The 13,962-nt window shown below is 65.1% G+C and carries 11 protein-coding genes and 2 tRNA genes; 5 read left to right on the top strand and 8 right to left on the bottom strand.

Translation table 11 applies throughout. The features are described from left to right. Position 1 precedes the first annotated feature (1 nt). From fdhF to ACE3N9_RS14510, 7 genes are read right to left on the bottom strand one after another with little or no spacing between them, the layout of a single operon-like run. Positions 2 to 2,845 (bottom strand): formate dehydrogenase subunit alpha, encoded by a 2,844-nt coding sequence (gene fdhF, locus ACE3N9_RS14480; protein ID WP_374284784.1) that lies wholly within the window; start codon positions 2,843 to 2,845, stop codon positions 2 to 4. After that, positions 2,835 to 3,365: a molybdenum cofactor guanylyltransferase gene (locus tag ACE3N9_RS14485; protein ID WP_374284785.1), complete on the bottom strand. Its 531-nt coding sequence runs from the start codon at positions 3,363 to 3,365 to the stop codon at positions 2,835 to 2,837. The genes fdhF and ACE3N9_RS14485 overlap by 11 nt, the downstream gene beginning before the upstream one ends. Beyond that, positions 3,362 to 4,879 carry an NADH-ubiquinone oxidoreductase-F iron-sulfur binding region domain-containing protein gene (locus tag ACE3N9_RS14490; protein ID WP_374284787.1) on the bottom strand — a complete coding sequence of 506 codons (1,518 nt, stop codon included), beginning with the start codon at positions 4,877 to 4,879 and terminating at the stop codon, positions 3,362 to 3,364. Before ACE3N9_RS14490 ends, ACE3N9_RS14485 begins: the two co-directional genes overlap by 4 nt. Further along, positions 4,876 to 5,301: an NAD(P)H-dependent oxidoreductase subunit E gene (locus ACE3N9_RS14495; RefSeq protein WP_374284789.1), complete on the bottom strand. Its 426-nt coding sequence runs from the start codon at positions 5,299 to 5,301 to the stop codon at positions 4,876 to 4,878. The genes ACE3N9_RS14490 and ACE3N9_RS14495 overlap by 4 nt, the downstream gene beginning before the upstream one ends. Beyond that, positions 5,298 to 6,134: an S-formylglutathione hydrolase gene (gene fghA / locus ACE3N9_RS14500; protein WP_374284791.1), complete on the bottom strand. Its 837-nt coding sequence runs from the start codon at positions 6,132 to 6,134 to the stop codon at positions 5,298 to 5,300. Before fghA ends, ACE3N9_RS14495 begins: the two co-directional genes overlap by 4 nt. Before the next feature lie 15 nt (positions 6,135 to 6,149). Next, the gene (locus ACE3N9_RS14505; RefSeq protein ID WP_374284792.1) at positions 6,150 to 6,530 is read right to left on the bottom strand and encodes a VOC family protein; all 381 of its coding nucleotides are present in this window, start codon (positions 6,528 to 6,530) and stop codon (positions 6,150 to 6,152) included. A 10-nt stretch (positions 6,531 to 6,540) separates the two neighbouring features. Next, entirely contained in the window at positions 6,541 to 7,653 is a 1,113-nt protein-coding gene (locus tag ACE3N9_RS14510) for an S-(hydroxymethyl)glutathione dehydrogenase/class III alcohol dehydrogenase (RefSeq protein ID WP_374284795.1), read from the bottom strand. Positions 7,654 to 7,800: 147 nt separating this feature from the next. Between ACE3N9_RS14510 and ACE3N9_RS14515 the strand changes: the two genes are divergently transcribed. Both ACE3N9_RS14515 and ACE3N9_RS14520 read left to right on the top strand, forming a co-directional pair. Continuing rightward, positions 7,801 to 9,186, top strand: a complete 1,386-nt coding sequence (locus tag ACE3N9_RS14515; protein ID WP_374284797.1) for an RNB domain-containing ribonuclease — start codon at positions 7,801 to 7,803, stop codon at positions 9,184 to 9,186. 63 nt (positions 9,187 to 9,249) lie between these two features. Beyond that, a tRNA-Cys gene (locus ACE3N9_RS14520) sits at positions 9,250 to 9,323 on the top strand. Positions 9,324 to 9,344: 21 nt separating this feature from the next. Here ACE3N9_RS14520 and ACE3N9_RS14525 read toward each other — a convergent pair. Beyond that, positions 9,345 to 10,901, bottom strand: a complete 1,557-nt coding sequence (locus ACE3N9_RS14525; RefSeq protein WP_374284799.1) for a putative bifunctional diguanylate cyclase/phosphodiesterase — start codon at positions 10,899 to 10,901, stop codon at positions 9,345 to 9,347. Positions 10,902 to 11,220: 319 nt separating this feature from the next. Between ACE3N9_RS14525 and ACE3N9_RS14530 the strand changes: the two genes are divergently transcribed. The 3 genes from ACE3N9_RS14530 (at position 11,221) to ACE3N9_RS14540 (ending at position 13,407) form a co-directional block, all read left to right on the top strand. Then, a complete protein-coding gene (locus ACE3N9_RS14530; RefSeq protein WP_374284801.1) occupies positions 11,221 to 12,510 on the top strand; it encodes a tyrosine-type recombinase/integrase in 1,290 nt (429 codons plus the stop codon). A gap of 34 nt (positions 12,511 to 12,544) precedes the next feature. Further along, positions 12,545 to 12,620 (top strand) — tRNA-Thr (locus ACE3N9_RS14535). A gap of 379 nt (positions 12,621 to 12,999) precedes the next feature. Then, the gene (locus ACE3N9_RS14540; protein ID WP_374284804.1) at positions 13,000 to 13,407 is read left to right on the top strand and encodes a hypothetical protein; all 408 of its coding nucleotides are present in this window, start codon (positions 13,000 to 13,002) and stop codon (positions 13,405 to 13,407) included. Positions 13,408 to 13,962 lie beyond the last annotated feature (555 nt).

Here is a 13,962-nt window from a genome sequence, read left to right on the forward strand (position 1 = left end):
CCTACTCCGCCGCCACGCGGCTGATCCGGCGGCTCTTTTCGGACCAGCTGGCATAGGACTCCTGCCATTCGCTCGGCCCGTTGCTGGGCAGCACCTGCACCGCGGTCACCTTGTATTCGGGGCAGTTGGTGGCCCAGTCGGAATATTCGGTGGTGACCACGTTGGCCTGCGTCGCCGGGTGGTGGAAGGTGGTATAGACCACGCCCGGTGCAACCCGGTCGGTCACCGTCACGCGCAGGGTGGTCTCGCCAGTGCGGCTGGCGAGGCGCGCCCAGTCGCCATCCTTGAGGCCCCGGTTCTCCGCATCGCTGGGGTGCATTTCCAGCAGGTCTTCCTGGTGCCAGACGTTGTTGCCGGTGCGCCGGGTCTGCGCGCCGACGTTGTACTGGCTGAGCACGCGCCCGGTGGTCAGCAGCAGCGGATAGCGCGGGCCGGTCTTTTCATCGGTGGGCACATAGTCAGTCACCATGAACTTGCCCTTGCCGCGCACGAATCCATCGACATGCATGATCGGGCTGCCGTTGGGCGCCTTGTCGTTGACCGGCCATTGCAGCGAGCCTTCGGCATCAAGCCGCGCGTGGCTGACTCCGGCAAAGCTTGGGGTGAGGCGGGCGATTTCGTCCATGATCTCGCCGGTGTGGGCATAGTTCCAGCCCAGCCCCATCGCCTTGGCCAGTTCCTGCGTCACCTGCCAGTCTTCCAGGCCATTCGCCGGTTCCATCACCTTGCGCACCATCTGGATGCGGCGTTCGGCATTGGTGAAGGTCCCGGTCTTTTCAAGGAAAGTGCTGCCCGGCAGGAAGACGTGGGCGTAGTTGGCGGTTTCGTTGAGGAACAGGTCGTGGACGATGACCAGGTCCATCGCCTTCAGCCCGGCGGCAACGTGGTGGGTATTGGGGTCGGACTGGAGAATGTCCTCGCCCTGGATGTAGATCGCGCGGAAACTGCCATCCAATGCGGCGTCGAGCATGTTGGGAATGCGCAGGCCCGGTTCCGCGTCCAGCGGCACGCCCCAGTCCGCCTCGAAGCTGGCGCGCACCTCCGCGCCCGAGATATGGCGATAGCCCGGCAATTCGTGCGGGAAGCTGCCCATGTCGCAGCTGCCTTGCACGTTGTTCTGCCCGCGCAGCGGGTTCACCCCCACCCCGCGCCGGCCGATGTTGCCGGTGGCCATGGCGAGGTTGGCAATGCTCATCACGGTCGAGCTGCCCTGGCTGTGTTCGGTCACGCCAAGGCCATAGTAAATGGCGCCATTCCCGCCGGTGGCATAGAGCCGGGCGGCGGCGCGCAGTTCCGCGGCGGGCACGCGGGTAACGGGTTCGAGCGCTTCGGGGCTGTGCCGCTCCTGCGCGACGAAGGCCGCCCAGTCCTGGTATTCGTCGAAGTCGCAGCGTTCGCGGATGAAGGCCTCATCCGCCAGCCCTTCAGTGACGATCACATGGGCCATTGCGGTCAACACGGCGACATTCGTGCCGGGCTGCAGCGCCAGGTGATGTGCGGCCGCGATGTGGGGGCTGCGCACCAGGTCGATCCGGCGCGGGTCGATCACAATCAGCTTGGCACCCTGGCGCAGCCGGCGCTTCAGGCGGCTGGCGAAGACAGGGTGGCCATCGGTGGGGTTGGCGCCGATCACCATGACCACGTCGGCGTCCATCACGCTGTCGAAGTCCTGCGTCCCCGCGCTAGTCCCGAAGGTCTTGGACAGCCCATAGCCGGTTGGCGAATGGCACACCCGCGCGCAAGTATCGACGTTGTTGCTGCCAAAGCCGGAGCGGACCAGCTTTTGCACCAGCCACACTTCCTCGTTGGTGCAGCGGCTGGAGGTGATCCCGCCCAGCGCCCGCGCGCCGTATTGCGCCTTGATGCCGTTCAGCTTGTTCGCGGTGTAGGTCAGCGCCTCGTCCCAGCTGACTTCGCGCCAGGGCTGGTCCACGCTGTCGCGGATCATCGGGCTGAGGATCCGGTCCTGGTGATTAGCATAACCCCAGGCGAAGCGGCCCTTGACGCAGGAATGGCCGCGGTTGGCCTTGCCGTCCTTCCACGGCACCATGCGGACCAGCTGTTCGCCCTTCATTTCCGCGCGGAAAGTGCAACCGACCCCGCAATAGGCGCAGGTGGTAACGACCGCGCGCTCGGGCTTGCCGATCTCCTTCACCGCCTTTTCCTGCAAGGTCGCGGTCGGGCAGGCCGCGACGCAGGCCCCGCACGACACGCATTCGCTCGACAGGAAATCGTCGCTCGCCTGCCCGGCGGAAACCTTGCTGGCAAAGCCGCGCCCGTCGATCGTCAGCGCCAGCGTGCCCTGCACCTCGTCGCAGGCGCGCACGCAGCGCGAGCAGGCAATGCACTTGCTGGGATCGAAATCGAAATAGGGGTTCGACGTGTCGACCGGCAGGCCCAGATGATTGGCCCCGCCATAGCCATAGCGCACATCGCGCAGGCCCACTTCGGCGGCGGTATCCTGCAATTCGCAATCGTTGTTGGCGCTGCAGGTCAGGCAATCGAGCGGGTGATCGGAAATGTAGAGTTCCATCACCGAGCGGCGCAGCTTGGCGAGCTTCGGGGTCTGGGTATGGACCACCATGCCCGGTTCGACCGGGGTGGTGCAGCTGGCCGGGGTGCCGCGCCGCCCCTCGATCTCGACCAGGCACATCCGGCACGAGCCGAAGGCCGCGACGCTGTCAGTCGCGCAGAGGCTGGGGATCGAGCCGCCGCACTGCCCGGCGGCGCGCATCACGCTGGTCCCGGCGGGGACGGTCACGGCGCGGCCGTCGATCGTCAGGGTGACCGGGGTGTCCGAGCAGACTTCGGGCGTGCCGAAATCGGCCTGCCGTTCATAGCCCATGGCGCTTCTCCAGTTCCGCCAGATCCGCTGGCGTGTTGATATTGGCAGGATCGCGCGGCAGCTGCACCGCCCTTGCGCCCAAGCGTTCGGCCAGTGCGCGCAAGGAGTGCTTGCCGGGTCCGTTCAGGATCGCTTCGACATCGCCCAGCGCGCTGGCGGGCCAGCGAGCGATCACCGGCTGCGATGCGGCATAGGCCGGCGCGGCGCCAAGCAGGGCGGGCAGGTCACCCGGCAGATCGGCGCAATCGACCCCCAGGGTCAGCACTTCGTCGCAGCCGCTCTGTCCCGCATGGCGCAGCGCGGCGGCGATGCCGCCGAGTGGGCCCATGCCCGGGCGCGGCCAATCGGCCAGAGTCGGAGCAGGAGCGCTGTCACGCCCAACCACCACCACCGCATCGCACCAGCGCGACAGCGCCGCCACCGCGCGGGCCAGCAGGGTTTCGCCATCGAGCATGGCCAGCGCCTTGTCGCTGCCGAAGCGTGACGATTGCCCGCCCGCCAGCACCGCGCCGAGCATCATTGCCCGAAATCCTCGGGCCAGTGCTTCAGCGCGCTCATCACCGGATAGGGGGTAAAACCGCCCAGCGCGCAGAGCGATGCGCTCTGCATCGTTTCGGCGAGGTCCGCCAGCAGGGCCAGGTCTTCCGCGCGGCTGCGCCCGGCCTTGCGGGCGTTGTGCATCTGCGGCAGCGCCTCGACCGCGTCGGCTCCGGCCTTGCCGCCGGCGCGGATGCGGTCGATCAGTTCCACCCCGCGGGTCGAGCCAATCCGGCAGGGGGTGCATTTGCCGCAGCTTTCCGCCGCGCAGAATTCAAAGGCGAAGCGCGCCATCGCACCCATGTCGGCGCTGTCGTCGAACACGGTGATCCCCCCGTGGCCGATCAGCGCATCGGCGCGGGCATAGGCCTCGTAATCGAACGGCAAGTCGAACTGGCTGGGCGGGATGTAGGCGCCGAGCGGCCCGCCGACCTGCACCGCCTTGACCGGGCGGCCACTGGCCGTGCCGCCGCCGATGTCGAAGATCAGCTCGCGCAGGGAAATGCCGAAGGCCGTCTCGTAAAGCCCGCCGTGCCGGATGTTGCCGGCCAGCTGGATCGGCATGGTGCCCTTCGAACGGTCGATCCCCAGGCTGTCGTAAAGGCTCGCCCCGCCCTCGGCCAGGATGTGCGGCACTGCGGCCAGGGTCAGCACGTTGTTGACCACGGTCGGGCAGCCGAACAGCCCTTCCAGCGCGGGCAGCGGCGGTTTGGCCCGCACTTCGCCGCGCTTGCCCTCGATGCTGTTGAGCAGGCTGGTTTCCTCGCCGCAGACATAGGCGCCCGCGCCGACGCGCACTTCCAGCCGGAACGGGACGATATGCGGCTGGGCCAGGTCAATCGCGGCCTTCAGCTTGGCGATGGCATGGGGGTATTCGCTGCGGACGTAGATGTAGCCCTGCCCGGCGCCGACCGCATGGGCGGCAATCGCCATGCCCTCGATCAGCTGGAACGGATCGCCTTCCATCAACATCCGGTCGGCAAAGGTGCCGCTATCGCCCTCGTCGGCGTTGCACACCACGAACTTGCGGGTGCCCGGCGCGTTGGCGACGGTCTGCCACTTGATCCCCGCCGGAAACCCGGCCCCGCCGCGCCCGCGCAGGCCCGATTGCAGCACCTGCGCGACGACCTCGGCCGGGGCCAAGGCCCGCGCCCGCTCCAGCGAGGCCCAGCCGCCGGTCGCGGCATAGTCGTCCAGACTGAGCGGCCGGGTCTTGCCCGCGCGGGCAAAGGTCAGCCGATGCTGCCCGGCGATGAAGGGATGATCGGCAATCCGCCCGATCGCCTTGTCAGAAGTGCCGGCAAGGATCGCGGCGACATCGCCCACGCCCGCCGGGCCGAACCCGTTTCCGTCGATCTCGACCAGCGGTTCGAGCCAGTGCATCCCCCAGCTCGACACCCGCTCGACCGTGCAGCCCGCCGCTTCGAACGCAGTGGCAAGCGCGTCCGCCCCGCAGGCGAGGGCCAGCGCATCGTCGCTGATCCGCACCACGCTCACAGCTTGTTCACCAGATCGACCAGCGCGGCCTCGTCCAGCCGCACGTGCAGTGTATCGCCCACGCGCGCCGCCGGGCCGGCGCTGCACAGGCCCAGGCAATAGACCGTCTTGATCCGCACCCGGCTGCCCGCCGCCGCTTCCGCTGCGGCGACCAGCGCATCGACGCCGCGCGCCTGGCAGGCTTCCGCCCGGCACAGCTGCACGCAGGGGCGCGGATCGGCCGCGGGGGTGAAATCGTGGTAGAAGCTGACCACCCCGTGCACTTCGGCGCGGCTGAGGTTGAGATGGCTGGCAATCGCCGCCTCGGCCGCCGCATCGACGCAGCCGAAGGCGGCTTGCACTTCGTGAAGGATCGGCAGCAGGCTGGCCTGCTCGGGCGCGAAATCGGCCAGGATCGCGTCGAGACTGGCCGCCCCGCTCATGCCGTCAGCCGCTGCGCGTGCCAGGCCACGTGATCGGCCATGAAGCTGGAAATGAAGTAATAGGAATGGTCGTAACCCGGTTGCATCCGGATCGTCGCCGGAATGCCGGCCTTGCGGCAGGCCATGACCAGCAGCCCGGTCTTGAGCTGTTCGTGCAGGAAATTGTCGGCATCGCCCTGGTCGACCAGCAAGTCGGGCAGGCGCGCGCCGTCCTCGATCAGGGCGCAGGCGTCATACTGCCGCCAGACCGCGCGGTCCGCGCCCAGATAGCCGCCCAGCGCCTTTTCCCCCCAGGGGCAGTTGAGCGGCCTGACAATCGGCGCAAAGGCGCTGACCGACCTGAACCGGCCGGGATTACGCAGCGCGGTGGTCAGCGCGCCGTGGCCGCCCATCGAATGGCCGGTGATGCCCTGCCGGGCCATGTCGGCCATCGGGAACTGCGCCGCGATCAGCGCTGGCAGTTCCTGTTCGATGTAGCTGCGCATCCGGAAATTGGCGGCCCACGGCTCCCGCGTCGCATCGACATAGAAGCCCGCGCCCTTGCCGAAGTCATAGCCTGCGTCATCGGGCACGTCATCGCCGCGCGGGGAGGTATCGGGGGCGATGAAGATCACCCCGGCCTTGGCGCAGGCGGCGCGATACTCACCCTTTTCGGTGACATTGGCATGGGTGCAGGTCAGCCCCGACAGGTACCACAAGACCGGGAGCTTAGCTCCTTCCGCGTGGTCGGGCACGAAGACCGAGAAAGTCATCGGCGTGCCGGTGACGGCGGACTGGTGGGTATAGACCCCCTGCACTCCGCCGTGGCTGCGATTGGCGCTGACCTGTTCCATGCCGCTATACCCTGCTCAGCCGGGAAGCTGGCAGAAGGCGCAGATCTTGTTGCCGACCGGATCGCGCAGGTAGGCACCATAGGCGTTGCCCGGCGCATTGGGACGCGGCCCCTGCGCGCCTTCATCGGTGCCGCCCGCAGCCAGGCCAGCCGCATGGAAGGCATCGACAGTCGCGGCGTCCTTGGCCTCGAAGCCGATCGTACCGCCGTTGGCAAAGGTCGCCTGCCCGCCATCGGCCGGGGTCATCACCAGCAGCTTGCCGGTTTCGGTGGCATAGACGCAGGTGCGATCATTCACCTGGCCGATGCTGGCAACGCCCAGCGGCGCCAGCGCGGCATCGTAGAAGGCCTTCGACTGGGCCAGGTCCTGCGCCGAAATGCAGATATGGGTGAACATTGCTCTCTCCTTAGAAAACGACGACCGAACGGATCGACTTGCCCGCGTGCATCAGGTCGAACGCGGTGTTGATTTCTTCCAGCCCCATCACGTGGGTGATCATCGGGTCGATCTCGATCTTGCCGGTCATGTACATGTCAACGATCTTGGGCACGTCGGTGCGGCCCTTGGCCCCGCCGAACGCGGTGCCGCGCCAGTTGCGGCCGGTCACCAGCTGGAACGGTCGGGTGCTGATTTCCTTGCCCGCTTCGGCCACGCCGATGATGATGCTGGTGCCCCAGCCGCGATGGCAGGCTTCCAGCGCGGTGCGCATCACATCGGTGTTGCCGGTGGCATCGAAGGTATAGTCCGCGCCGCCATCGGTCATCGCGACGATCATCGCCACCACGTCCTCGCGGCTCATGCCCTTTGAGTTGAGGAATTCGGTCATGCCGAACTTGCGTCCCCATTCCTCGCGGTCGGGGTTGATGTCGACGCCGATGATCTTGTTCGCGCCCGCCAGCCGCGCGCCCTGGATCACGTTGAGCCCGATCCCGCCGAGGCCGAACACCACCACGTTGTCGCCCACCTGGACCTTGGCGGTGTTGATCACCGCGCCAACGCCGGTGGTCACCCCGCAGCCGATGTAGCAGCTGGACTGGAACGGCGCGTCCTCGCGGATCTTGGCGACCGCGATTTCGGGCAGGACAGTGAAGTTCGAAAAGGTGCTGCAGCCCATGTAGTGGAAGATGGTCTGGCCCTTGTAGGAGAAGCGGCTGGTGCCATCCGGCATCAGCCCCTGACCCTGGGTCGCGCGGATCGCGGTGCACAGGTTGGTCTTGCCCGACAGGCACGACTTACACTGGCGGCATTCCGGCGTGTAGAGCGGGATCACGTGATCGCCCGGCTTCACGCTGGTCACGCCCGCGCCAACCTCGCGCACGATCCCGGCGCCTTCGTGGCCGAGGATCGAGGGGAAGATCCCTTCGCTGTCGAACCCGTCAAGCGTGTAGGCATCGGTGTGGCACACGCCGGTGGCCATGATTTCGACCAGCACTTCGCCGCCCTTGGGCCCTTCAAGGTCGAGCTCGACGATTTCCAGCGGCTGCTTGGGGGCGAACGCAACGGCGGCGCGGGTTTTCATGGCGGTAGGTGCTCCTCTCCACGGCATGGCGTGGTTTTGTAAGCTATGCTTACTAAATGACGGAAGGCGGCGTCAATGCCGCTGTTGCCGGTAATGCGCATGGGGGCATGGCTTGGCAAGCATGGTCTGAGCGGTTAGCCAAGCCCCATGAAGACCTTGCGCGATCCCGAATGCCTGCTGACCCAAGGACTTGCGGCGATCCGGGGGCAGTTCAAGGTGCCCAGCCAGTTCCCGCCAGACGTGCTGGCCGCGGCGGACCGCGCGGCGGCGCGCATGCCTGCCGATCATGCCGACTGGACGGCGCGGCCCTTCGTCACCCTTGACCCCGCCGGCGCGACCGACCTTGACCAGGCCTTCGCGATCGAACCGGCCGGGGTGGACTGGCTGCTGCACTATGCCATTGCCGATGTCGGCTGGTTCGTCGACCACGGCGATCCGCTGGACGGCGAAGCCTGGCAACGCGGGATGACCACCTACCTCCCCGATGGCAAGGCCGGGCTTTACCCCCCGGTGCTGGCCGAAGGCGCGGCCAGCCTGCTGCCCGATGGCCCGCGCCCGGCGGTGGTGTTCACCACCCGGGTCACGCCCGATGGCGCGGTGGTGCTGGACGGGGTAACCCGCGCGGTGATCCGCAGCCGCGCCAAGCTGGCCTACGAAACCGTGCGCGATGCCTATCTGCCCGACGGCTTCGCCGAACTCGCCGGACGGATCACCGCGGCCGAACAGCGCCGCGGCGCCGCCCGCGTCGATCCACCCGAACAAGAGGTGGAGCAGGGCGGCGATGGCCGCTTTGCCCTGCGCTTTCGCCCGCTGCTGCCCAGCGAACGGCGCAACGCCGCGCTGTCATTGGCGACCAACATGGCGGTCGCGGACCTGCTCCAGGCCCATCGCACCGGGCTGTACCGGGTGATGGCCGAACCGGATGAATTCGCCGTTGCCCGCCTGCGCCAGACCGCGCGCGCCTTTGGCATGGAATGGCCCGCCCAGGCCCCGCTCGCCCAGTTCGAAAAATCGCTCGATCCCGCCGATCCGCGCCACGCCGCCTTCATGCTCGCGGTGCGCCGCGCCGGGCAGGGCGCCAGCTACCAGCCGTGGCGCGCGGGCGTGGTGCCGTGGCACGCGGCGATGGCGGCGACCTATGCCCATGCCACCGCGCCGCTGCGGCGGCTGGCCGATCGCTTCGTGGTGCTGGCAGCGCTGGCGGTGGCCAACGGCCGACCTGTGCCCGAGCCTGTCGCCGCCGCGTTTGACCAGCTGCCCGGCGTGATGGACAAGGCCGAGGCCCGCAGCGCCCAGGTCGAACGCGCGGTGGTGGACCTGGCTGAAACCGCGCTGCTGGCCGGGCGCGAGGGGCAGACCTTTGCCGCCGTGGTGACCGACCTTGGCCCCACCGGCGCGCGGATCCAGCTGTGCGACGTGCCGGTGGTGGCCCGCACCGCAGCTAACGACGTGGTGCCGGGCGATCCGGTCCAGGTCCGGCTCGACCGCGCCGATCCCCTGCGCCGCGAAGTCAGCTTCACGCGGGTATCATGATTCAAGTTGCGCCCCGCCGCCCGCTCGGCTAGTGGCGCGCTTCCTGCAGGAAACTGCTGGTGAGGCCCGATGGCGGAGTGGTTACGCACCGGACTGCAAATCCGTTTACGCCGGTTCGATTCCGGCTCGGGCCTCCACCTTCCCCTTCAAAAGATCGGCTAGCCCCCGCCGCGCCGCCGCGCGCCCAGCGTGCCCGCCTGGCCCAGCGCCAGGATCAGCGCCAGCGGCTGCGGCTGCCCGAACAGGAACCCCTGCACCGCGCGGCAGCCCAGCTCCTCCGCCAGGCGGAGCTGCGCCTCGGTCTCCACCCCTTCGGCCAGGACCGGCACGCCCAGCGATTCGCCGATCGACACGATCGCCGAAACCAGCGTGCGCGAAGCCGGATGCTGGACGAAATCGGCAATGAAGCAGCGGTCGATCTTGATCTTGTCGACCGGATAGACGCTGACCGTGTCGAGCGAGGAATAGCCTACCCCGAAATCGTCGATCGCCACCCGCACGCCCAGCGCGCGCAGCCGCCCCAGCACGGCCAGTGCGCGTTCGCGATTCACCGCCAGCGCGGTTTCGGTGATTTCCAGTTCCAGCCGCGCCGGGGCGAGGCCCGTCTGGCGCAGCGCCTGCGCCACCCGGTGCGGCAGGCCCGGATCGGTCAGCTGCACCGCCGACACATTGACCGCAATCGACAGCAGCGGCGGCAGCTTCATCGCCGCCGCGCAGGTCTCGCGCAGCACCCAGTCGCCCAGCTCGTGGATCAGTCCGGCCTCTTCGGCCAGCGGGATGAATTCCGCCGGACTGACCGCGCCCAACTGCGGGTGGGTCCAGCGCAGCAGCGCCTCATAGCCCAGCAGCGTCCCATCGACGTGGTGCTGCCCTTGGTAGAACACCGCCAGTTCGCCGCGCGCACAGGCCCCGGCCAGCTCGTCAACCAGCGCGCCGCGCCGCCGGGCGCGCTCGTCCATTTCCGGGTCATAGCGCAGCCGTTTGCGCGCCCGCCCGGCCTTGGCCCGGTACATCGCCAGGTCGGCATTGTTGATCAGCTGTTCACGGCGCTGCGCATCGTCCGGCCACAGCGACAGCCCGATGCTGACCCGCGGGCGGATCGTCGCGCCATGGCTGTCGAGCGGCGCGCACAGCGCCCGCTCGATCCGGTCGAGGAATTCCTCCAGCTCGTCCGCCCCGCCGCGCAGGTGCTTGAACGCGGCAAATTCGTCCCCGCCGAACCGCGCAAGTGCCTCGCCTTCGCGCAGCACCGCCTGCGCGGCCGTCGCTGCCCCGCGCAGCACCGCATCGCCGGCCTCGTGGCCGAAGCGGTCGTTGATGTGCTTGAACCGGTCAATGTCGATCATCACCGCCGCAACCTGCCCGCCATCGGCCTGGGCCGCCGCGATCGCCGCGTCGATCCGCACCGCGAACTGCAGCCGGTTGGGCAGCCCCGTCAGCCCGTCATGCTGGGCCAGGTAGGCATTGTAGCGATTCTCGGCGAGCAGCGTGCGGCGCTGCGCCAGCCGCTCGCGCACCTGTTCCAGCGCCGCGCCGACCCGCCCGAGCCGCCCGCGCCCCAGCGCGGGAACCGGCGCATCCAGCTCATCCCGCGCTAGCCGCGCCATGGCCTGCTCAAGCACGCGCAGGGCAAGGACCAGGCGCCACCAGCCCAGTGCCCCAAGCACCAGGGCCAGTCCCAGCCCGATTTCCAGCCCCGTCAACCCGCCCAGCACCGCGCCATCATCCCGCCCTCAGAAGCCCAACCGATACCAGCCCAACCGCTTCCCGCAAGCCGCGCCCACCACAACAACGATTGACTGCCCGCCCCCCGCAAGCTAGGCGACCGCCCGCTGCCACGACAACGGCATGCCGCTTTAGCTCAGTCGGTAGAGCACATCATTCGTAATGTGTTGGCGGCACCCAATTTTTCCACGAAAAATCATTAAGTTCAGTCACTTGCTATTGGTTGCTGTTGTATAGATTTTGCTATACAACAATCCTATGTCGCGATTGTCATCGCCTCCTACGGAACCTCCTGTGCGCCATCGCACGATGCCGCTGGCTGGCACATTGCAGCGGATATCGGGGTTCGGCACTCTCACTATCTACAAGATGGCAGCCTCGCCGTTCTGGTATGTGCGCTACTACGAAGACGGCAAAATCATCCGTCGCAGTTTGAAGGTCGCCGACAAAAAAGAGGCGATAGCGGCTGCGAAGAAGGTCTTCGTCGATATCAAGCACCACAAAATGAACCAGCTGCCATTCACTAAGGCGAGTGGCTTCGAGGTTTGTGCAAGAGGGTTGCACCGAGAGAACGAGGCGCGGGTTCAGCGCGGCGAGCTATCTAAGCAGAAGCTCCAACTTGATGCGGCAAGGCTCGAAGCGGATTTGATGCCGCATTTTGGCAAGTATGAGATTGCCGATATCTCTTACGCCCACATCAGCGACTACCTGAACAAGCTGTCGACGCCCAAGCGTCCGCTGTCGATCAACACCCTCAAGATCCATCTCAGCCACATCAAAACGATTTTGCGCTATGCCCAGCGCGTCGGTGTGCTGAATGCGCTGCCCGCATTCCCAACCCTCAAGACGGTTGATACGCCGCGTCCGTGGTTCAACAGTGCTGAGTATACGAAGCTGCATCGAACCTGTGATGCCAACATCGGCAAGGTGTTCAAGAAAGCTGGCACGAAGGGTGAGCAGCGGCGCAACATCGCGATCACCCAAGAGCTTTACGATCTGATCTTGTTCATGACGAACTCGTTCATTCGTCCAACCGATATCAAGGTCCTGCAACACAAGCATGTTGCCGTCATTCGCGGTGACCAGACGTATTTGCGCCTGACGCACCCACCCACGAAGAGCCACGGCAGTCCCGTTGTGACGATGCCTGAGGCGGTGGAGATTTATGACAGGCTGCTAGAGAGGCAGCGCAAGGAAGGGTTCGGCAAGCCTGACGATTACCTGTTCCAGCCAGAGCATCGTGAAAACCGTGATTATGCGCTGCGGACCATCACTCGTCAGTTTGACCAGCTGCTGACCATCGCCAATCTCAAGAAAACAGCCAGCGGTGAGAGCAGGACGCTCTACAGTCTGCGCCACACCTGCATCATGTTCCGTCTCACAAAAGGCGATAACGTCGCCTTGCTGACCCTTGCAAGAAGTGCCCGAACATCGACCGAGATGATCGACCGATTCTACGCCAAGCACCTTCACGCTGAGATGAATGTCCAGCAGCTCCAAAGCATGAGGGATGGGGCGAAAGGTCGCAAGGCACGGAAATCTCCAGACAATGCGGAAAAGCGAGAAACGTCTGCAAAGAAAGCGAAAAAGGGGGTATGAAAATCGCCTAGATGACGCTAATGGGCGCGTCATTGCCGCCTTAGCTCAGTTGGTAGAGCATCGCATTCGTAATGCGGGGGTCGTAGGTTCGAATCCTATAGGCGGCACCATTTTTCTCTTAAATTCTGTAATTTGAAAGCCCCGCGCAAGTGGGGCTTTGTTGTATATTTTACCCCGCAAACACGCTTGAAATCTGCCTGCCCTGTGCGTCGTAGACATAAATGTTGCGACCTCTACGAACGCTAACCGATGACGATGTGAATCCCTTCAATCCGTCATCAGGACCGTTGCCAGCGAAGATGGCACAAAGCTGCCTTTGCCCCTGTCCGTAGACATAGACCTGTGAACCGCGCTGCACTGCTGTGACGATTTCCATGCCCTGTTCATATCGGAACAGCGGCGATGAAAAAATCTCAAAAAAATGTTGTATTTCAGAGTTCCGCGCTTCTAGGCGTTATAAATATTCCTGCACACAAAAGCAGGAAAATCATGGACGAACTTACAACTACCCATTTCATAACACTAAGATTTATCAGGTATAAAAGACCCGTCAGAGGTGATGAGGTAATCTACAATCTTGAGGTCGATCGGTTCATTGAGAAACTGACTGTCGCGATCAAGGGCGCAAGGCATTGGAAACGCTACAAGCGCAAGTGCCTAATACCAGGATACTGTCAAATCGAGTTTGGCAAACTTCATGATTTTCCACACGCTCACATAGCCATTCAAAAGCCTGAGTGGCTTCCCGAAGCCAAATTTGTGAACGCCATTCATGCCGAAGCGCGCCGCCTCGAGTGGCTCAAATGCGATGCCGATGCCGTCCATGTCCGCGACATATACGACCAAGACGGAGCCGACCTTTACACATTGAAGGAAACAGGCAGCCGCAAATTTTGAGAGTGCTAGCGAACCGTTGCTTGATCGATGATCGCCGACCCAGCTTCTCCTCTCATTCAATCACCTCGTGAACGATCTTGTGCCAGAGATCGTTCGTTAAGCGCGTCAAGAGCAGGTGATCCATTGTTCATGAACCAAAGAAGAAGCCTGAATGATCCAGCCAGACACCATACCCCAGATAAATACAAATGAAGGAGACCAACACCTATGACGACACCAGCATCACCAGATACCATCCACGCCATCGTTTCGCCCACCTTGAAGCAGTCCGTCCGTGAATGGTGCAATCGCAACGATCTGACAGAAGCCCAGATGTTGCGCCGTGCCATCCAAGCCATCTTGAGACAGCAGCCATGAGCCTGACCCGCAAACCAACTACCGTGAAGGAGCTGAAAGCTGCCCTTGCGAAACTGCCAGACAGCCAGAAGATGCTAGCGTCCGCGCTCGTGGTGTAATTTCCGGTGTATGTGACGGTGTATTCCGGGGTGGGGCATGCCCCACCCCGGAATGCGGCGTCGCTGGTGGCCACCGGGCTCATCGTTATGGTGGAGTTTG

Origin of the sequence: Novosphingobium sp., from assembly GCF_041905565.1 — a bacterium.
In the GTDB taxonomy this organism is placed as follows: Bacteria; Pseudomonadota; Alphaproteobacteria; order Sphingomonadales; family Sphingomonadaceae; genus Novosphingobium.